The sequence below is a fragment of the Sphingobacterium sp. UBA865 genome (assembly GCF_002295765.1).
Lineage (GTDB): Bacteria > Bacteroidota > Bacteroidia > Sphingobacteriales > Sphingobacteriaceae > Sphingobacterium > Sphingobacterium multivorum.
Map to the genome: position 1 here is coordinate 16,502 of NZ_DBGB01000031.1, position 19,941 is coordinate 36,442.

A 19,941-nucleotide genomic window follows, 5' to 3' on the forward strand; every position below is an offset into this window, starting at 1 on the left:
TAAAACGATATTAGCAACGCTTATAGAGAAAGGCCGAGGGAATAGACCCGTTGAAGCCTTAGCAACCTGTATTGTTCAAGGTGCTAAATTCTACCCTACTCCATGTGGGAAAGATAAGTTACATGTAGATAAACGATTCCTCGACGTGTGCGTTTCGATGTAAGCCAACCAAACTAAAAACAGTTTTTTAATGAAGATTATCGATCATATCCAGAATGCCAAAGGAAAAACATTGTTTTCTTTTGAGCTATTGCCACCGGCGAAAGGGCAGGGCATCCAAAGTATTTTTAAAACCATGGATGAACTGATGGAGTTTAAACCTCCTTTTATCGACGTCACCTACCATCGGGAAGATTATATCTATAAAGAGCATGCGAGTGGATTACTGGAACGTGTTTCCTATCGTAAACGTCCTGGGACAGTGGCGATATGTGCGGCCATCATGAATAAATATAAAGTGGATGCGGTGCCACATTTGATATGTGGGGGTTTTACAAAAGAGGAAACTGAAAATGCATTGATCGATTTGAACTTCCTGGGGATAGATAACGTTTTGGTGTTGCGGGGTGATGCACGTAAGGGCGATGCCGATTTTATACCAACCGATGGTGGACATGCTTTTGCAACAGACCTATTGGAACAGGTAACCGATATGAATAAAGGAAAGTATCTGCATGAAGACATTATCACGTCGGAAAAGACTGATTTTTGCATCGGAGTAGCCGGGTATCCCGAAAAGCATTTTGAATCTCCAAATTTCAATACTGATTTTAAATATCTGAAACAAAAAGTCGATATGGGAGCAGAGTTTATTGTGACTCAGATGTTCTTTAATGTTGAAAAATACAAGGAATTTGTAACAAAATGTAGGGACAATGGAATCCATGTGCCCATTATTCCGGGATTAAAACCACTGACAACAAAAAAGCAATTGGTGACCTTGCCAAGAATTTTTCATTTAGATATTCCAGAGGAACTGAGTGACGCTGTCGCGGCATGTAAAACGAATGCCGACGTCAGACAGGTAGGTGAAGAGTGGTTGGTACAACAGTGTCAGGAGCTGATTAAATTTGGCGCTCCGGTATTACATTTTTATACGATGAGTAATCCTGGTCCAACAAAGAAGATTGTTGAAAAACTAGCCTAACTCATAAAATGATAAAAAAGGGAGCAGATAAGCTCCCTTTTTTATGATAATATTCATTGTGAAAGCCTGAAATAGGTTGAAAGTCTCGGCAGCGTGGTTTAGGTCGATCTCTATATTCAGTGTTGAATAGCCTGTTTACAGTCAGGTACTGGTGTTAAATAGTGTTAATTCGTGTGTCGGAGTCAGGATAACTTTTTAACTTAAAGTGCTAAAAAGGATTTTAACAATAGACCAATTGACCTTATGACGTACAATAGATTAAATTCTCTACTCGGTTTTGCTTGCGGACTAATTGCCACCTGTGTATATATCGCTACAGTTGAAAAGACGGTAAGCTGGTGGGATTGCGGTGAATTTATAGCCTGTGCCTATAAATTGGAGGTGGCACATCAACCGGGAGCACCATTGTTTCTTCTTATTCAGAATATATTTTCTAATCTCGCTTTAGGGAATAAGGGGCAGATCGCCTATTGGATGAATATAGGTTCTGCAGTTTGCAGTGGAATTACTGTTACCTTTTTATTTTGGACAATAACCGCCATTGCTAAAAAGCTACTCAACAAAGACAAACAAGCTTCTTTGTCAACCTACCTGCAGATCTTCGGCGCAGGAGTTGTCGGTGCAATGGCATTTAGTTTCAGCGATTCATTTTGGTATTCGGCAGTAGAATCTGAAGTTTATGCAATGTCTTCCTTATGTACAGCAGTTGTATTTTGGGCAATTTTAAAGTGGGAAGTCCGTGCAGATGAAGACGGTAGCGATCGTTGGCTGGTTTTTATTGCTTTTGTTATGGGGCTTTCGATCGGAGTGCATCTATTAAATCTTTTAGCAATCCCGGCTATCGCGATGGTTGTTTATTTCCGAAGAGCGAGACAGGTTAATGCGAAAGGGACAATAAAAGCTTTCCTCGTCGGAGTGCTGATCTTGGGGGCCGTTTTGTGGGGAATTATTCAATGGTTAGTCGGTCTAGCGGCTAAAGTGGATCTCGTATTTGTGAACTCATTGGGAATGGGATTTGGTACCGGAATTTTTTTCTCGTGCCTATTATTGGGGGGATTGATAATTTACGGTCTATATTATTCCTATAAAAAGCAGAAATATACACTCAATACAGCCTTGCTGGTTCTTTGTTTTGTTTTATTTGGATACAGTTCCTACACCATGGTCATGATCCGAGGGAAAGCAAATCCATCCTTGAACAATAATGCGCCGGATAATGTATTTTCTTTTTTAGGATATTTGAGCCGTGAACAATATATACGGGAACCGTTACTCAAAGGACCTTATTATGACTCGCAAGTGGTTGGCGTCGATAGTAAGACGAGCTATCGGAAAGATAAGTCGGAGTATGTTCCCTTCACACAGGTAGACAAATATCAATTTGATAAGGAAACCTTTTTCCCGCGTATCTATAGCCAAGATGGAAGCCATCAAGCTTATTACAGAAGTTACCTCAATTTGAAAGAAGGGCAACAGCCAACGTTTTCCGATAATTTTAAGTTCTTTTTTAATTTTCAACTGGGAGATATGTATACCCGATATTTCTTATGGAATTTTGTGGGTAGACAGAATGACAGGCAAGGATATGGGACCTATAGTGACGGCAACTGGTTGTCGGGGATCAGACCATTGGATAATTGGCGTTTAGGGGGGCAAGATAAAATATCTCGATCGCAGGAGCATGACCCGAGCCGGAACACTTATTTTTTTCTTCCACTGCTACTCGGAATAGCTGGTGCGATCTGGTTGTACCGAAACAATAAACCTTATACCTTGGTACTGACCTTGCTGTTTGTGTTTACGGGGGTAGCGATCGTAGTTTATCTCAACCAAACTCCTATGCAACCCCGGGAACGAGATTATGCTTACGTGGGGTCTTTCTATGCTTTTGCGATCTGGATTGGGCTGGGAGTAATAGCATTTGTTCGGTTTTTCAACCGTTTTGTACAAACACGTTACGCTTTAGCGACAGGTATTTCTTTTGCGCTGTTGGGAGGCCCTATTATTTTGGCTCATCAAAACTGGGATGATCATAATCGGTCCGAAAAATCGTTGGCAAGGGATATGGCACGCAATTATTTGGAATCCTGTGCTCCAAATGCTATTCTATTTACCTATGGCGATCATGATACATTTCCTGTATGGTATTTGCAAGAAGTAGAGGGCGTACGTCCGGATGTTCGGGTTGTCGTGTTAAGCTATCTCACAGGCGATTGGTATATGCAACAGGCCAAACAACCCACGTATCAAGCGGCAGGGCTCCCCGTGACGATTCCCGCTGAAAAGACGAAAAAAGGCGTTCGTGATTATATCCCTTTCGTAGATAGACAACTTGACAATGCGGTAGATATACAGCAGTTATTGCAGTTTGTCACATCGGATGATCCGGAGTATAAAGTTCAGCTGAATTCCGGTGATATGGAAAACTATTTCCCTTCCAAGAAAGTCCAATTGCGCATTGATAAAGACGAGGTGGTTAAGAAAAATGCGGTTCCGGCGTATTTTCAGGGAGCTATAGTTTCTGCAATGGAATGGGAAATTCCGAATGATCATCTGACCAGGTCGGATTTAACCCTGTTATCCGTGCTTGAAAATAATCATTGGGACAGACCGATATATTTTTCGAATATGCTGCCAAGTGATATTAAGTTGGGACTGGATAAATACCTGGTCAATGAGGGCTTTACTTCTCGATTGATGCCTGTCACTGCTACAGATCAGTCGACAGGAAAACGAAGTGAGCAGGGTGGGCTAGTTAATATGGAGGCGTTATATAGCAATATTATGCATACGTATCATTGGGGTAATGTTAAAAATGCACAATACTTGGATACAGATTCGTTCCGCTTTGCAAGCATGTACGCCCGTGATATATTTGGAAAAGCTGCCCGAATGCTTTTAGCCAATGGCCAGGTCAAACAAGCTGGGGAGGTGGCAAAAAAAGCATACGATCAATTGCCCGATCGCGTATATGCGATGTCGGACGCCATCAATTATGCCGATATTATCGATAGTCTGTATCGCTCGGGGCAACCTCAGCTGGCCAACAGGATGATGGACCGTAACCTTGACTATGTCGCTGAAAATATGGAATACCTACATCAATTGGTAATGGATAAGAAAAACCTGAGCTTTGAGTGGAATGATATTCAGACCGGCTTGGACTCTGTAGACCGGTATAAGGCTATTTTATTGGAAGCAAAGGATACCAAACGATTGGCACGTGTTGAGCAGTTGAGGCAGCAATATCAAAATTGGTACGGCGTAGAATAATTTTGATGATGAACTGAACCAAATTACCAGGCACGCCTAATGGGGCATTGGATTAACGTATTTGAGATAAGAAACCAGATGAGGCCTCTTCTAAAATATTGGAAGAGGCCTCGATACATATAGGATAGGGAATGAGCCGAGTTATTAAAATTTCATGCCGACTCCAAAGCCGAGCAGGAAGGGGTTGATGTCAACTTTTGCCGGTATGGATAGGTTGGGGGCGAGGTTTGACGCATCCACATTGACATCGGTCTTTAAAAGAATATACTTAGCATCTAAATTCACGAAATATTTTTCAGATAGCTTAAAATCAATTCCCAGTTGAGTCGCAAAGCCGAAAGCATTATCATATTTTACATTTTTAACCGTTTGCCCCGCATTGACGCTATAGAATATGGTGTAATTTATTCCCGCTCCTACATAGGGTTTAATGGCACCGTCGGGGAGGAAGTGATATTGCGCTGTCAGTGTGGGAGGGAGGAGCCATACACTCCCAAGATCCACATTGCTGGATGGACTGCCACCAATGGCAGTTAAATTTGAACCTGTTGTATTAACTTTATGTTTTGTAGTCCCAAGGATCAATTCCGCCGCAATGTTTTTTGTGAAGAAATAGGTGAAGTCAAGTTCAGGGATAAATTTCGTATTGATGTCGACGTCTCCGCCTATGGTATTAATCTTGGCCGATTCGTTTGGCATGACTGTCACACCTCTGAGTCTCATTTGCCAGCGTTGATTAGGGATTGTTTGTGCCTGTAAACTTAGTGCGCCTAGGGTAAGTGTTAGTGCAATTAAAAGTAGCTTTTTCATATCATTAAGGGTATTTTGTTTGCTGTAAAACTATTGCTAAAATCAGGGCAAAAGAGTGACGATAATCAGGTTGAAAAATGAATGATACGATGTTTTTCCTATTGCAGATGATGTACCTTTATAAATTACTGTTGTAAAAAATAGGAAAGTATGGGTAGGTGTAAATCCGCTGTAATAGTTTTTCAAGCCACATTGGGATAATAGGGCTATTACACGCATTTGTCTCGCCTGAGGACGAGCAAACGTTATGAAAGTATGTCATTCGCGCAACTGCGGATTGTGCACCAGAATAACTGCTAGGAGAGTTGGGGGCAAGTGGGGGACTGGAGTCTCGTTTAGCAGGGCTAATGGGGATACAAATCCGGTATGTCAATGCATATTGAATGGAATAGGAACGCTCCTAAAATAGAACAGGTCGGAATGAATCCGACCTGTTCTATTTTAGAAGTTACGGTTTTACGCATTTTTCTTCACTTCCTTACCCCAGGAGTCTTTTAATGTAACCGTACGGTTAAAGACTAGATGGTCTGGCGTTGACTGTGTGTCTAATGTAAAATAACCCAATCGTATAAATTGATATCCCTTTCCAGGCGTAGCGTTAGCCAGATCCGGTTCAATGTAAGCACGTTGGATAATATGTAAACTTTCAGGGTTGATCGATGCTTTAAAATCTTCTGCAGCGGCAGGATTTTCATCATTGAACAATCTGTCGTACAATCTTACTTCGGCTTCTTTCGCATGTGGAACCGAGATCCAATGGATTGTTCCTTTAACTTTTAATCCTGAAGTATCTTCTCCTGATTTTGAGTTTGGAACATAGGTACAATGAACTTCCGTCACGTTTCCGTTTTCATCTTTCACAAAATCATGACAGGTAACGATGTAAGCATGTTTCAAACGTACGGAAAGCCCAGGGCCCAAGCGGAAGAATTTTTTTGGTGCATCTTCCATAAAATCATCGCGCTCTATCCAGAGCTCTTTTGAAAATGGAATGGAGCGTGAACCTTCACCGCCTTCGACTTCAGGGTTATTCTCACCAATAAGATCCTCTACCTGACCATCAGGATAGTTTGTGATCACCAATTTGATTGGATCAAGGACAGCCATTCTGCGCCATGCCGTTTTGTTGAGATCCTCACGGATACAGAATTCCAAAAGACTGACATCGATCATGTTTTCACGTTTTTGAACACCGATTTTTTCACAGAAGTTGCGGATACTCGCCGGTGTATACCCCCTTCTGCGCAATCCTGAGATCGTAGGCATGCGCGGGTCGTCCCAGCTTTCAACAAACTTATCATTGACCAGTTGCAGTAATTTACGTTTACTCATGACAGTATAGGTCATATTCAAGCGTGCAAATTCGTATTGTTTGGAAGGGAAAATCTCCAATTTATCTATACACCAATCATAAAGTGGGCGATGTGGAATAAATTCCAATGTACAGATGGAGTGTGTAATTTTCTCAATGGAGTCTGATTGGCCATGTGCAAAATCATACATCGGATAGATACACCATTGATTCCCCGTTCTGTGGTGATGAGCGTGCTTGATGCGGTATAATAAAGGGTCGCGCAAGTGCATATTTGGGCTAGCCAAATCAATCCTTGCCCGAAGTACTTTTTCGCCATCTTGGTATTTACCGGCGCGCATATCTGCGAATAAGGTCAAATTTTCTTCAATAGACCTGTCGCGATATGGTGTCGGAACACCGGGTTCTGTTGGGGTACCTTTTGCTGCTGCAATTTCTTCAGCAGTGCTGTCGTCCACATAAGCTAGACCTTTTTTTATTAGCTCAACGGCATAACGATATAGTGTCTCAAAATAATCTGAAGTATATAATTCCTCTGCCCACTGGAATCCAAGCCATTGAATATCTTTCTTGATGCTTTCAACATACTCGGTATCCTCAGTGACAGGGTTAGTGTCATCAAAACGTAGATTAGTCTTGCCATTATACTGCTGTGCTAATCCAAAATTCAAGCAGATGGATTTGGCGTGACCAATGTGGAGGTAACCATTTGGCTCAGGAGGAAAACGTGTCAATACACGTCCGCCATGCTTTCCTGTTCGAAGATCCTCTTCGACAATTTCCTCGATAAAATTTAATGATTTTTCTTCACTCATAATACAAAGTTAATTATTCGTAGCGAGATATTAGCTAGGAGATCGTAGATATTCGCCTTAGTATGAGTGATTGAATGTGCTGGCTGTATCGGTAAGAATGGGAAGACGTAATAAGGTTTGGACCCACAATAAAAAAGGGACGAAATTTCGTCCCTTTTTACCGATTTTTATTACTACGCTATTTATAAGCGAAGACTTCACCTAGCTCGTCATTATTGGTAAACGTACAGTGTTGATCGATCAATTCTCCAGTGCCGATATTGATAATCATGCCATGCACGGCAAGATCATCACGCTCTTTCCATGCATTTTGAATGATTGACGTCGCGCACAGATTGAAAACTTGCTCTTGTACATTGAGCTCGATTAAACGATCTACTTTTTTATCATGCTCTTGGATCGCATCAATCTCTGCACTGTGTAAGCGATATACATCTTTGATATGACCCAACCAGTTGTCAATAATACCGTACTGCTTGCGGCTTAAAGAGGCTGCTACACCACCACAGCCATAGTGACCTGCGATAATGACATGTTTTACTTTCAAAACATTGACCGCATAGTCTAAGACGGAAAGCATACTCATATCGGAGTGAATGACCATGTTGGCAATATTACGATGAACGAATACCTCTCCAGGCTTTGTACCTGTCAATTCATTTGCAGGTACTCGGCTATCGGCACAACCGATCCAAAGAATTTCTGGATTTTGACCTTTAGAAAGCTGTTGGAACCGCCCTGTAGCATCATTCTTTACAAACTCCATCCACTCTTTATTTCCCTTAATGATATTGTCAAATCCTATTTTTAAATCTTTATTTTCCATATTCTTCTTATTTCACTCTTGCCCGAAGGCATCGTTTCAATTTTATTATAATAATACAAATGTCTAAATTCATTGTTTACTTCAAACAACTTATTTTTATTGAATAGCTGTTCTTGCTATTCAATAACCGTCTCCCCCCCATTTCAATCCAGCTTGCTAGCCGACCAATGGAAGGGAATGGCCTACGAGATACGTCAAAGGTCCGTATCCTATGAAGGTTTCTTATAGACCACCTGCAAAAGTTCGATGTCTTTGCCTTTACTTCTGGCATTCTGTTCAAAATCTTTGATGACTTCGATGACATCCTTGTCTATAAATTTACTGAATGTCCCATCGATTCGGATCTTACTGATCGATTTTGGTAAGCTGTACAATTTTTGTTGGATAGGAACCTTGTTCAAAAATGATACTTCCTCCGCTAATGTAATGACAGCCTTATCTTCTTCATTGTCTTTTTCAATATTATATTTAAAAGCATTTTTCATATTGGCTCTTAAGATATAGAATGTCGCCACGACAATACCTATCCCTACCCCCATAAGGAGATCGGTAAACACAATCGCTACAATGGTGACAAAAAATGGGATAAATTGATCTAAGCCTTTTTTGTACATTGAGGTGAATAGACTTGGTTTAGCCAATTTATATCCTGTATGGAGAAGGATGGCCGCCAGACAGGCCAAAGGAATCATGTTCAGCATTGTTGGGATAGCGAGCATAGCGACCAATAGCCATATACCATGCATGATGGCAGATTGCCTTGTTTTTCCGCCTGCATTGACGTTTGCTGATGAGCGTACAATGACGGAGGTCAACGGCAGACCGCCCAGAAGTCCACTGGTCATATTTCCGATGCCTTGTGCAACAAGTTCGCGGTTGGTTGGCGTATTTCTTTTGTAGGGGTCTATTTTATCAACGGCCTCGATGCTCAATAAAGTCTCTAAACTTGCAATAATTGCAATCGTAAATGCAGCTATCCACACATCTTTGTTGACAATCTGTGTAAAGTCCGGGAGGGTAAATAATCCTGTGAATTCAGCAAAAGAACCGACAATAGGGACTAGTACAAATTGCTTGTCATGCAACTGGAATGCTGAGCCGTTGAAAAGATAAGCTAAACTTACGCCTAGCATCACGACAACCAATGGGGCTGGCACCTTGTTGAGCTTTGGAATAGATGGCCAAAAGATTAGGATCGCCAATGACAAGGCGCAAATGATCAATGCACCAAAGTTGATCGCAGAGGCTATCGTGTCAAAATAGGCACCGATACCATGACCATTGTCCATTTCGAAGGCATGTGTTTCCACTAAGCCCAATGCCAAAGGAATCTGCTTCATGATAATTGTGATACCGATCGCAGCAAGCATACCGACAATGACTGCTGAAGGGAAATAGTTTCCGATCATCCCTGCTTTTAATATACCGAGAATAACTTGTACTACACCGGCAATCACGACGGCAAGTAGAAAGGTTTCATATGCCCCTAGGCTCTGAATAGCACCTAAGACAATAACTGTAAGACCAGCAGCTGGCCCACTTACACTGAGTGGTGATTTACTGATTGAAGCGACAACGATTCCACCAATTACACCAGTCAATAATCCTGCAAACAATGGCGCACCAGAGGCCATTGCAATTCCCAAACATAATGGAAGTGCCACCAAAAACACCACAACACTAGCAGGGAAGTCATATTTTAAGTCTCTTTTCGATAGTTTCAGAAAAGCCGACGTACGAGTTCCAAACATAAAATTTGTGTTTATCTGTAAAAAATTTTCATCAGGCGACCTTTAACTGGCGTTGTATCATGTATACCGTTTGGCGTTCAACAGCATAACAAAGCGTTAGTGCCGAGCCAAATCAACGATAACATCAACAGAGCCAAAGCCGATTACTTCAGAAAAATCAAAGATTACCGCACATACTTTACCTTTAGCATGCGGGTTGACGGGATACATCCCTAGGGATGCCTTTATGAATAGTTAGGAGGCGGTGTTGGAACCGTAGGATGGAAAGGTAAAATGCTTTTCTCATTTTTAAGATAATTCTTCTGTTTTCCTTGGTTCTCAACGAGAATGGTTTCAAATACAATAGGTTCTTCTGTTTTTGTATTGAAAAATTTTGAGGCAGTTTCAAGTGTATCATTACTTGCGCCGTTATTGTTTTCGATTTCCAGTTGTAAAACGACCTGTAAGATGGTACTTTGATCTAAGCTGTTTGAAAAAATAGGCGAAATAGAGATGGCCATCTTTGTGAAAAAGATGATAGCACAAAGGAATGCTGCCACAAATCTAAACTGCTTATTTAACATTTTTTATTACCTTTAATCTTACTGTTTACATCGTAAAAATAGTAATTCTATGTTAAATTCAAATTAATAGTGCACTAAAAATAAAATTTGGCACGAAATTGTGACGAAGAGATTATTTTTTGAAAAGTTTTCAATTTTTATTGATTTATAAATATTAAGCCTTTTGTATGGCAAATAAAGAACAATTTATAGAGAAGGTTCAAGCTTCCTATAATCCCAAGGGAGCATTTATCTATCTGGGAGCGGGAATGCTTAATGGCGAAATTTTGGCTGAGGCAAAAGTGAATTTAGCCTTGAAAATGATGAACCGTCACGGACTTATTGCAGGGGCTACCGGAACCGGTAAAACACGTACGCTACAATTGATCGCTGAACAATTGTCGGATGCCTCTGTACCAGTATTTATGCTGGATGTTAAAGGTGACCTATCGGGCCTAGCAGTGCCAGGGGTGACCAACCAAGCCCTTATTGATCGGGGAAATGCCGTGGGGGTGCCGTTTGAGCCATCGTCGTTTCCGGTAGAACTGTATTCACTGTCCGGCAATAAGGGGATTCCGATGCGGATTACTGTAGAAGATTTTGGGCCCGTCTTGTTGGGCCGGATACTCGAACTTAATGAAACACAGACCGGCGTATTGGCTGCGATGTTCAAATATGCACAGGATCACCAAATGCCGTTGATTGATTTCTCAGATACGAAGAAACTGCTTACTTACCTTTCTGAAGGACCCGGCAGCGAAGAAATCAAAGGTGATTATGGTAAGATTAGTTCGGCAAGCTCGGGAACCATCCTGCGTAAGATCGTCGCATTGGAACAGCAGGGGCTAGCGCATATCTTTGGTGAGAAAGAATTTGATATTAACGATCTATTTCAGAAGGTAGATGGTAGGGGTGTGATTAGCCTATTGAATATTTCTGACGTGCAAGATCAGCCGGTTCTTTATTCTACATTCTTATTGAGCTTATTGGCACAGCTATTTAAAAATATGCCTGAGGTGGGTGACTTGGACAAACCCAAGTTGGTCTTCTTCTTTGATGAAGCCCACCTGCTGTTCAATGGGGCTCCTAAAGCCTTTTTGACTCAAGTGGATCAAATCATTCGCCTTATCCGTTCGAAGGGGATCGGCGTTTTCTTTTGTACACAGTCTCCAACCGATGTACCTGAATCTGTATTGGCCCAGCTGGGTAACCGTGTGCAACATGCATTGCGTGCCTTTACGCCCAACGATGCTGAAAATTTAAAGAAGACTGTAAAAACCTATCCAAAATCCGATTTTTATGAAATTGATCAGGTCCTGACTTCTTTGGGTACTGGACAGGCATTAATCACAGTATTGAATGATAAAGGTATTCCTACAGAGGTTGTCGCTACACATTTGGTGCCGGCGCGTGCAGTTATGGGACCTGCAGATGATGCAACGGTTAGCCAAATTATCAATCAGTCTGATTTGCGGGCAAAATATCAGGAGCGACAAGAAAATCGCTCTGCGGCTGAAATCATAGACGAAAGAATGCAGGCTGCAGCACAGGAAGAACAACGCGCGGCCCAGGAAAAAGAAGCGGAAAAAGCAAGTCGGCCAAGCTCCAGAAGACAGACACCTCTAGAAGCTGCCCAACGAACGGCAACAACGACCTTAGCAAGAGAGGGAGTTAAGTTTTTGGGCAAACTAGCGACGGGTTTATTAAACGCATTCTTAAAAAAGAAATAATACTAATTTTTGGATTCTTTTCGTTTCAATACTATACTTTTGAAGGCGGAGCCGAACTTAGCTAAATTTGCTTTTGAGGGCAATTTTAGCTAAGTTTGCGGACGAAAAGAAAATTCTATTAACGCAATTAAATATGAGTAAACCAACCCTTTTGATTTTGGCAGCAGGAATGGCTAGCCGGTATGGTTCTTTAAAACAAGTAGATGGTTTTGGCCCACACGGCGAGACAATTATTGACTATTCAATTTACGATGCTATTCGCGCAGGATTTGGAAAAGTTGTATTCATTATCCGGGAAGAATTTCTGGAAAAGATGAAAACAGTATTTGATGAAAAATTGAAAGGTAAAATAGAAGTAGATTACGCTTTTCAAGATTTTGACTTAACAAAATTCGGTGTTAATCACGTTATCGAAAGAACAAAACCTTGGGGTACTGCCCATGCGGTGATGAGTGCTAAAGATAAAGTGCATGAACCATTTTGTGTAATCAATGCAGACGATTTCTACGGATCGGATTCTTTTCAGAAAATGGCCGAGTTCTTAACAACCGAGGTTTCTGATCAACAAATGTCGTTGATGGGCTTCCAGGTTGGAAATACCATGTCCGATTATGGCTACGTTTCACGCGGAGTATGTGAGGTTACCCCTTCTGGACATATGGAAAGTGTAACTGAACGTACAAATATATACTACAAAGGCGAAGGCGACGATCGCAAAATCGTTTATGAGGAAAATGGGGTGGAGACAGATCTAGATCCTAAAACCCGTGTTTCGATGAACTTCTGGGGTTTTACACCAAAGATTTTCGAAGTAGCCCAGGCGATGTTTCCTGCATTTGTTGAGGAAAATAAGGAAAATTTAAAAGCAGAATTTTTCATTCCTTCTGTACCAGATTATATGGTGAAGCATAAATTGGCTGATTTTAAGGTAATCCCAACTTCTTCGAAATGGTTTGGCGTAACTTATAAGGAAGATAAACCTATCGTACAAGAATCAATTTCAAAATTGGTGGCTGATGGAGTATATCCAGAAAAGTTATTTTAAGAGCTAAAAGAAATAGCTTATCTTTCACCTGTATTGTCAAGCAATACAGGTTTTTTTTTGACCTGTGCGCTAGATTACTTGAGCGGAAATAAATCTTTGATGAAAAAAATTCTTAAAGTGTTTGGTTATCTTATTTTAGGATTGTTGTCTTTTTGTGTGCTCTATATTGTTGCTGAATACAGTTTGTCAAGAATTTCGGCTCCAAGGAAAAATATAGACGAAGAGAAGACGATTCAGGTTTTTGTTCAGTCCAATGGTGTTCATACCGATATCGTATTGCCTGTCGTTAACGAAGAGATGGATTGGTCGCAACTATTTCCTTATGGGAATACGGTGGGGAAACATAGCGGATATCGGTATGTCGGTATCGGTTGGGGGGATAAAGGATTCTATTTGGATACACCAGAATGGAAGGATCTTAAAGCATCGACAGCCTTTGTGGCTGCCTTTGGATTAGGGGAGTCTGCCATTCATGTGACCTACTACAATTCGGTTCAGCAAGATGAATTATGTTTTGCTTATCAGATCAGTAAATCCCAATACCGTGATCTGATAAAATATATAGAAGATTCGTTGGATCGAAATCAAGCGGAAGCTATTTTGGTGAAAACAGATGCGCAGTATGGCGACTCAGACGCCTTTTACGAAGCAAAAGGAGCCTATAGCATGTTTTATTCGTGCAATACCTGGACCAATAATGCCTTAAAGAGAGCGGCGATGCCAGCAGGTATTTGGGCTACTTTGGACAAAGGAATCTTAAGTCACTATAAGGATAAGAAGTAGCTGGAAATGCATAAGTGTATTGCGGTGAAGGTTAAACGAGATAGTGAAAGTAATAGACATAAAAAAGCTCCGGGAATAATCCTGGAGCTTTTTTTATGAGGAGGAGTGATTATTTCACTTCTTCGTAATCTACGTCAGTTACATCATCACCACCTTGGTTTCCACCTTGAGCTTGACCTGCATCACCTTGAGGTTGTTGTGCACCACCTTGAGAAGCAGCGTACATTTCTTCAGAAGCAGCATTCCAAGCATTTTGCAATTCTTCAGAAGCAGCATCGATATCAGCAAAGTTTTTCGCTTCGTAAGCAGCTTTTAATTTTGTTAAGCCAGCTTCAATTGGCGCTTTTTTATCTGCTGAAATTTTATCGCCATATTCTTTCAATTGTTTTTCAGTTGAGAAGATTAAAGCGTCAGCTGCATTTACTTTGTCAGCTTCTTCTTTTATTTTTTTGTCAGCATCAGCATTTGCTTCAGCTTCTTCTTTCATGCGTTTGATTTCGTCGTCAGACAAACCTGAAGATGCTTCGATACGGATGTTTTGTTCTTTTCCAGTCGCTTTATCTTTCGCAGATACTTTGATGATACCATTGGCATCAATATCAAAAGTAACTTCGATTTGAGGAACGCCACGAGGTGCTGGTGGAATATCGTTCAAATGGAAACGGCCGATTGTACGGTTTTGGTTTGCCATAGGACGTTCACCTTGTAAGATGTGAATTTCTACAGATGGCTGATTGTCTGAAGCAGTAGAGAACGTTTCCGATTTTTTAGTTGGAATTGTTGTATTTGCTTCGATCAACTTAGTCATCACACCACCCATTGTTTCAATACCCAATGAAAGTGGAGTAACATCCAATAATAAAACGTCTTTTACTTCACCTGTCAATACACCACCTTGGATAGCAGCACCTAAAGCGACAACTTCATCCGGGTTTACACCTTTAGAAGGCTCTTTTCCGAAGAATGCTTTTACAGCATCAACGATTGCAGGGATACGCGTAGAACCACCTACTAAGATAATTTCGTCAATATCAGATTTGCTAAAACCAGCATTTTTCAATGCAGACTCACAAGGAGCAATTGTTCTCTTGATCAAGTCAGCTGCCAAAGCCTCAAATTTAGCACGTGATAATGAACGAACTAAGTGTTTTGGACCAGTTGCATCTGCAGTGATATACGGCAAGTTGATTTCTGTAGAAGTTGCGCTTGATAATTCGATTTTCGCTTTCTCAGCAGCTTCTTTCAGACGTTGCAATGCCATTGGATCTTTTTTCAAGTCAAAGCCATTGTTTTCACTTTTGAATTCTTCATTCAACCAGTTGATGATTACGTTATCAAAGTCATCACCACCTAAGTGTGTGTCACCGTCAGTAGATTTAACTTCAAATACACCGTCACCTAATTCCAATACCGAAACGTCATGTGTACCACCACCACAGTCAAACACAACAATTTTCATGTCTTTGTGTGCTTTGTCCAAACCGTAAGCTAAAGCTGCTGCTGTAGGTTCGTTAATGATACGTTTTACAGATAAACCAGCGATTTCACCAGCTTCTTTTGTTGCTTGACGTTGTGCGTCGTTGAAATATGCAGGAACTGTAATAACAGCTTCAGTTACTTCTTGACCTAAGAAATCCTCAGCGGTTTTCTTCATTTTTTGAAGAATCATAGCAGAGATCTCTTGTGGTGTATATTTGCGGTCGTCAATTTCTACACGCGGTGTATTGTTGTCACCTTTAACGATTTTATAAGGTACGTGTTCAGCTTCTTTTACAGCTTCATCGTATGAAAGTCCCATAAAACGTTTGATGGAATAAATAGTTTTATGTGGGTTAGTAATTGCTTGACGCTTTGCTGGGTCCCCAACTTTGCGCTCGCCACCTTCTACGAAAGCTACGATCGAAGGAGTTGTACGTTTACCTTCGTTGTTCGTAATTACTACAGGCTCGTTACCTTCCATTACGGCAACACATGAGTTTGTAGTACCTAAGTCAATTCCTATAATTTTAGACATATCTTGTGTTTTAATTTTTTACTTAAATAAATTCTATCAGTCTATTATCAACCCTTATGCCAATCCAAAAGTTTTGTAAAAAAAACACTATTTGTCATCAATTTGTCTTTAGGTACTGCCAAACTGACATTTTCAATACACCAGTTGCTCTAATATCCTTTTTTTAGCTGACTCGTTTTGGCGATTGCGTGGCATATATCTGCCAAAGATTTCCGAAAATTCAGCAAGTTTCATTTTTTTTGATTTTTTATCCCGCCAATCAGAAGGAACAAGTTTATTGGTATAGGCGATATTTGTAGCCCAATATTGAATATGCATTTCAGGGATGACAAGACCCAATATCATGCCCGGGAGACCATGGCTTAATGCTGGTCCTGCCGATATTGGAATCTCTTCCGAATAGTAAGCGATCAGATAGAGTGAGTCTTTGGTAGCACCATTGACTCTGCGGCAGTTTACTCCGGCGATATTTCGGAATTCCTCCGTGAAACGCCAAGTAATGCTGTCCAAAGTTTCCGAAAGAATGTATTTTTCGTCGATGTCAAGCTGAATGTCTGCTGTGCCGGTTTTCAGATCCTGGTAGAGGACTTTGCCGTTCTTGTTGGCGCCACCCCTAAATTGCCCTCTTTGGTTTCCTCCGATTCGGACCGCACCCTGAGATCTGCCCCCTCTGCCTGTGCCCGAAGTTATCGTAGGTGCGGCCATTTTGACTTCACCACGTTGTTTTTCGTTAACTACGCTTTCCTCAGGCATCAACACGGTAGAATTCTCATCAAAGTAGAAGTTTAATTTTTCCGTATGTGAATCCGGCATCTTGTCGAGATATTCCATCATGCCCATCCCTCTGTCCATTCCTTTCGAGCTCATGTCGTTGGATAGCTGCCGCATGCGTGCTTTTGTGTACGTGACTTTGTCAAAACTGATCGTACCCCTACTTCCAAAATAGGCATATTGTGCCTGAAGCGATAAACCACACAGGCAGCAGATGATAACGGTCAAATATATTTTTTTAATCATTTCCTTTCCCTAGATATTTGTTGAAATCCCATTTTACACCGACCAAAAAATATTGTGTCAATACCTGTTGAACGGACTCTGAATAGTTGGTGTCACTCGCATTACGACGTGTGTTGTTAAATGTATTGAACAGGTCAAAGGCCTTTAAACTGAGTGTCATACTCTCATCTTTCAGTACTTTTTTCTCTAATTCAATATTGGTATAAAATTGATTGATTGATTTTTTATAAAGTTTCGTAGGTCCTGTATAGCTATAGTAAATGTTTGCCATGACATTAAACTTCTTCGGTAGAAAGTATTTGATGTACGCCGAAGTCCCACCTTGAAAACTTGTTGCGTTGTATTGGGTGTTGATCGAGTTTTGCTGTACATTAAAACCAGCATTCGCCGAAAGATCAAAGTCGAATCCTTCTGAGTCCTGCTCATTTAAGCTTGAACCTAAACTAAAGTTGGTATTCTTTGCATTATTCAGTAGAAACTCGCCGCCGGACTGTCCGCCTTCAAATTTGGTATAGCTGTAGCTGTTGTTAAACCTGACGTTTGCACTCTTGTTAAAATTGATGCGACGATTGGCCAATGGCTGCATATGATTGATGTTCAAGCCGCCATTCCAGTTGGATTTACCCGATAGGTTTTCATAAGAACTGATTTGAGCCGAGTTGTCTAGTATGGTTGTTTTGTTGACAATTGGATTATTAATAAATGACAAGTTCCCGTTGATATTGATATTCGTTCCTTTCAATAAACTGAACGCGTTATAATTGGCCGAAATGTTATTGTTCACCGCGCGTTTTAGGTCGGGATTACCGACTTGTTGAAACAACGGATTGGTCTGAGGTTGCAGTGGTTGTAACTGATCAAACGATGGGATGATATTGGAACTTTGATAAGCTAAACGTATATTTTTGCTATTTGAAAGGCGATAATTGGCATCAACATTTAAATTGTTATCCCAGAAATTCCGGGCAAGATCAATTGATCTATAACTATCATTTAACTGTTGATTCTTGTAGAACGTACGGTTGGAAAAATTGATCTCCAACTTTTCTTTGCGATAGGAAAAGTGCACGTTCACACCTTGATTGGTATTATTGTCGATCTGGTTTTGAGAATATAGTGAATCAAACTTTTGGGTAATATTGTTTATTGAATTTTGGGTATTTGTACTCTTCGAATGATTGAAGCTGTAGCCTAAAGCCAGATTGATATAGTCACTGATACGGTTGTTGAAATTGATCGAAGAGTTGAAGTCATTGCCTTTATTCCGGCCATGTCGCGTTTGGTTGATAATTGTACTATCCCCGGTTTTGTAAAAATAAGTCCGTGAATTGACTTTACTCTCTGAATCTGACTCTTTGTGATTATTGCCGACCATCACATTTAAAGAACGCCCCGCTTTTAATCGTTTTCTATAATTTAGGCGAAAATTATTGTTGGAACTTGAGGAGTTCGATTGATTGTTCTCCCTAAAGTCACTGATTGGGTTGCCCGATCCATCGCCCGTTTTGCTGTCTGTGTAAGTTAGATTAGCGTTGGTAGCCCAATTGGCATTGGATTGGAGTTCCATATTTTGCGTGGAATCCAGTCGCATGTTAAGGTTTGACCTGAAACCATTACTTCGGCTATGTCTCTCGCTATCGTTTTTACTGTTTTTTTCCTGAATGGATTGATCAGGCAGCACATTTTTATTGTAAGTCTCCGAGTGGTTCTTGTTGCTGTTGTTGTCGTAACCATAGTTGGCGTTTACTTTTAAGGCCTTTTTGAAGAACTGATTTTCATAGTTTGCTCCAAGATTTGTATTCAGTGGTTCGCCCGTAATCTGGTTGTTCATCCGTAAAGAACCTTCACGACCACTTGAACTGCCCATGTTGTTGTGACTCGCGGTGATGCCAATCCGCTCAGTCTTATTAAATTTCGCCGCAAAGAGATTTCCCGCATACAATTCTTTTGATCCAGCCAATGCTTCCATGTTTCCAAAGACACCCTTTCTTGCTTTCTCTTTGAGTACAACGTTAACAGTTTGGATCCTTACTCCGTCATCGATGCCCGACAGCTCCGCCTCCTCCGATTTTTTCTCATAGAGCTGCACCTTGTCAACGGCATCTGCCCGTACATTGCGAATGGCTATTTTAGGATCATAACCAAAAAATTCTTCCCCATCGATAAACACTTTCTGTACAGATTTTCCTTGAGCCGTGATACTTCCATCTCCGGTAACCGTAAAACCGGGTAGACGACGTAGTAAATCCTCTAGCTTCGCATTTTTTTCTGTTGCAAAACTCGCCGCATCATATTCGATGGTGTCGCCTTTCAGTGTAATTGGAAGACGTCGGGTGACAATCACCTCCTGCAAAACATTTCTTTGGGAATTTATTTTGATATCATGCAAATCGAGATCTTTGTTTGCAATTTGGATCGTATCACTATATAGTTCAAATTTAGGGTAAGTGGCCAAAATAATGTAGCTCCCGGGTTTGATATTTTTAACCTGGAATTTTCCCTCTTCATTGGCTCGGTTAAAATAACGGAGGACTGAATCGCGGTTCAGTAAAATAATGGAAGCATTGGTCAGGGGCTTGTCATCCGCCTTATCTAGAATCCTCCCCTTGATGTTTATTTGGGAGTAAGCACTGTTGACGACGATAAATAGTAAAAGTATTAATTGAACTAATCTTTTCATGTACGGGTTGTATCTTTCAAAGATAATTTACTTAATCGTTAATAAATGTAAAACATCTCTTCTGAATGTAAAATCTTTGGTATATAAGGCAGAGGAAATCACATTTTTTCTTGCTCTACATGTCCTTTTTGAGCATCCTATTTTTTATTGCATTCAATACAGATTGTTGGCGGAAGGTTGTTTGAGAAAGTTGGAA

13 protein-coding genes and 1 riboswitch are annotated in these 19,941 nt (G+C 40.8%); of the genes, 5 read left to right on the forward strand and 8 right to left on the reverse strand.

Features of this window, described 5'->3' with window-relative positions; all coding sequences use genetic code 11:
* The first annotated feature begins 17 nt into the window (after window positions 1–17).
* Window positions 18–120, forward strand: a riboswitch (SAM riboswitch).
* Window positions 121–190: 70 nt separating this feature from the next.
* Together B2O97_RS16140 and B2O97_RS16145 are read left to right on the forward strand one after the other, a co-directional pair.
* Window positions 191–1,147, forward strand: coding sequence for a methylenetetrahydrofolate reductase (locus tag B2O97_RS16140; RefSeq protein ID WP_046673648.1), 957 nt, complete (start codon window positions 191–193; stop codon window positions 1,145–1,147).
* A 243-nt stretch (window positions 1,148–1,390) separates the two neighbouring features.
* A complete protein-coding gene (locus B2O97_RS16145; protein ID WP_070570319.1) occupies window positions 1,391–4,420 on the forward strand; it encodes a DUF2723 domain-containing protein in 3,030 nt (1,009 codons plus the stop codon).
* 144 nt (window positions 4,421–4,564) lie between these two features.
* Here B2O97_RS16145 and B2O97_RS16150 read toward each other — a convergent pair whose 3' ends face one another.
* The 5 genes from B2O97_RS16150 to B2O97_RS16170 form a co-directional block, all read right to left on the reverse strand.
* A complete protein-coding gene (locus B2O97_RS16150) occupies window positions 4,565–5,230 on the reverse strand; it encodes an OmpW/AlkL family protein (protein ID WP_070570317.1) in 666 nt (221 codons plus the stop codon).
* A gap of 456 nt (window positions 5,231–5,686) precedes the next feature.
* Entirely contained in the window at window positions 5,687–7,357 is a 1,671-nt protein-coding gene (locus B2O97_RS16155; RefSeq protein ID WP_172462415.1) for a glutamine--tRNA ligase/YqeY domain fusion protein, read from the reverse strand.
* 178 nt (window positions 7,358–7,535) lie between these two features.
* Complete coding sequence (locus tag B2O97_RS16160; RefSeq protein ID WP_046673652.1) at window positions 7,536–8,183, reverse strand: carbonic anhydrase; 648 nt, start codon at window positions 8,181–8,183, stop codon at window positions 7,536–7,538.
* 209 nt (window positions 8,184–8,392) lie between these two features.
* Window positions 8,393–9,934, reverse strand: a complete 1,542-nt coding sequence (locus B2O97_RS16165; protein ID WP_046673653.1) for a SulP family inorganic anion transporter — start codon at window positions 9,932–9,934, stop codon at window positions 8,393–8,395.
* A gap of 224 nt (window positions 9,935–10,158) precedes the next feature.
* Window positions 10,159–10,497, reverse strand: a complete 339-nt coding sequence (locus tag B2O97_RS16170) for a hypothetical protein (protein WP_239468770.1) — start codon at window positions 10,495–10,497, stop codon at window positions 10,159–10,161.
* Window positions 10,498–10,664: 167 nt separating this feature from the next.
* On the opposite strand from B2O97_RS16170, the gene B2O97_RS16175 reads away from it, so the two are divergent.
* The 3 genes from B2O97_RS16175 to B2O97_RS16185 all read left to right on the forward strand — a co-directional run bounded on the left by B2O97_RS16175 (window position 10,665) and on the right by B2O97_RS16185 (window position 14,034).
* On the forward strand, window positions 10,665–12,206 hold the full coding sequence (locus tag B2O97_RS16175; RefSeq protein WP_046673654.1) for a helicase HerA-like domain-containing protein: 1,542 nt from the start codon (window positions 10,665–10,667) through the stop codon (window positions 12,204–12,206).
* 133 nt (window positions 12,207–12,339) lie between these two features.
* Window positions 12,340–13,251 carry a sugar phosphate nucleotidyltransferase gene (locus tag B2O97_RS16180; RefSeq protein ID WP_046673742.1) on the forward strand — a complete coding sequence of 304 codons (912 nt, stop codon included), beginning with the start codon at window positions 12,340–12,342 and terminating at the stop codon, window positions 13,249–13,251.
* A 99-nt stretch (window positions 13,252–13,350) separates the two neighbouring features.
* A complete protein-coding gene (locus B2O97_RS16185) occupies window positions 13,351–14,034 on the forward strand; it encodes a TIGR02117 family protein (protein ID WP_070570357.1) in 684 nt (227 codons plus the stop codon).
* Window positions 14,035–14,143: 109 nt separating this feature from the next.
* Here the strand turns inward: B2O97_RS16185 and dnaK are convergent, their stop codons facing one another.
* The 3 genes from dnaK to B2O97_RS16200 form a co-directional block, all read right to left on the reverse strand.
* Entirely contained in the window at window positions 14,144–16,048 is a 1,905-nt protein-coding gene (gene dnaK, locus B2O97_RS16190) for a molecular chaperone DnaK (RefSeq protein WP_046673656.1), read from the reverse strand.
* A 132-nt stretch (window positions 16,049–16,180) separates the two neighbouring features.
* Entirely contained in the window at window positions 16,181–17,065 is an 885-nt protein-coding gene (locus B2O97_RS16195; RefSeq protein ID WP_070570311.1) for a GLPGLI family protein, read from the reverse strand.
* A complete protein-coding gene (locus B2O97_RS16200) occupies window positions 17,058–19,745 on the reverse strand; it encodes a TonB-dependent receptor (protein ID WP_286767704.1) in 2,688 nt (895 codons plus the stop codon). The genes B2O97_RS16195 and B2O97_RS16200 overlap by 8 nt, the downstream gene beginning before the upstream one ends.
* Window positions 19,746–19,941: the final 196 nt, after the last annotated feature.

Coding starts and splice junctions, on each gene's coding strand:
- B2O97_RS16170 (WP_239468770.1), bottom strand. CDS start 10,497: ATGTTAAATAAGCAGTTTAGATTTGTGGCAGCATTCCTTTGTGCTATC.
- B2O97_RS16145 (WP_070570319.1), top strand. CDS start 1,391: ATGACGTACAATAGATTAAATTCTCTACTCGGTTTTGCTTGCGGACTA.
- B2O97_RS16165 (WP_046673653.1), bottom strand. CDS start 9,934: ATGTTTGGAACTCGTACGTCGGCTTTTCTGAAACTATCGAAAAGAGAC.
- B2O97_RS16195 (WP_070570311.1), bottom strand. CDS start 17,065: ATGATTAAAAAAATATATTTGACCGTTATCATCTGCTGCCTGTGTGGT.
- B2O97_RS16180 (WP_046673742.1), top strand. CDS start 12,340: ATGAGTAAACCAACCCTTTTGATTTTGGCAGCAGGAATGGCTAGCCGG.
- B2O97_RS16155 (WP_172462415.1), bottom strand. CDS start 7,357: ATGAGTGAAGAAAAATCATTAAATTTTATCGAGGAAATTGTCGAAGAG.
- B2O97_RS16150 (WP_070570317.1), bottom strand. CDS start 5,230: ATGAAAAAGCTACTTTTAATTGCACTAACACTTACCCTAGGCGCACTA.
- B2O97_RS16160 (WP_046673652.1), bottom strand. CDS start 8,183: ATGGAAAATAAAGATTTAAAAATAGGATTTGACAATATCATTAAGGGA.
- B2O97_RS16140 (WP_046673648.1), top strand. CDS start 191: ATGAAGATTATCGATCATATCCAGAATGCCAAAGGAAAAACATTGTTT.
- dnaK (WP_046673656.1), bottom strand. CDS start 16,048: ATGTCTAAAATTATAGGAATTGACTTAGGTACTACAAACTCATGTGTT.
- B2O97_RS16200 (WP_286767704.1), bottom strand. CDS start 19,745: ATGAAAAGATTAGTTCAATTAATACTTTTACTATTTATCGTCGTCAAC.
- B2O97_RS16185 (WP_070570357.1), top strand. CDS start 13,351: ATGAAAAAAATTCTTAAAGTGTTTGGTTATCTTATTTTAGGATTGTTG.
- B2O97_RS16175 (WP_046673654.1), top strand. CDS start 10,665: ATGGCAAATAAAGAACAATTTATAGAGAAGGTTCAAGCTTCCTATAAT.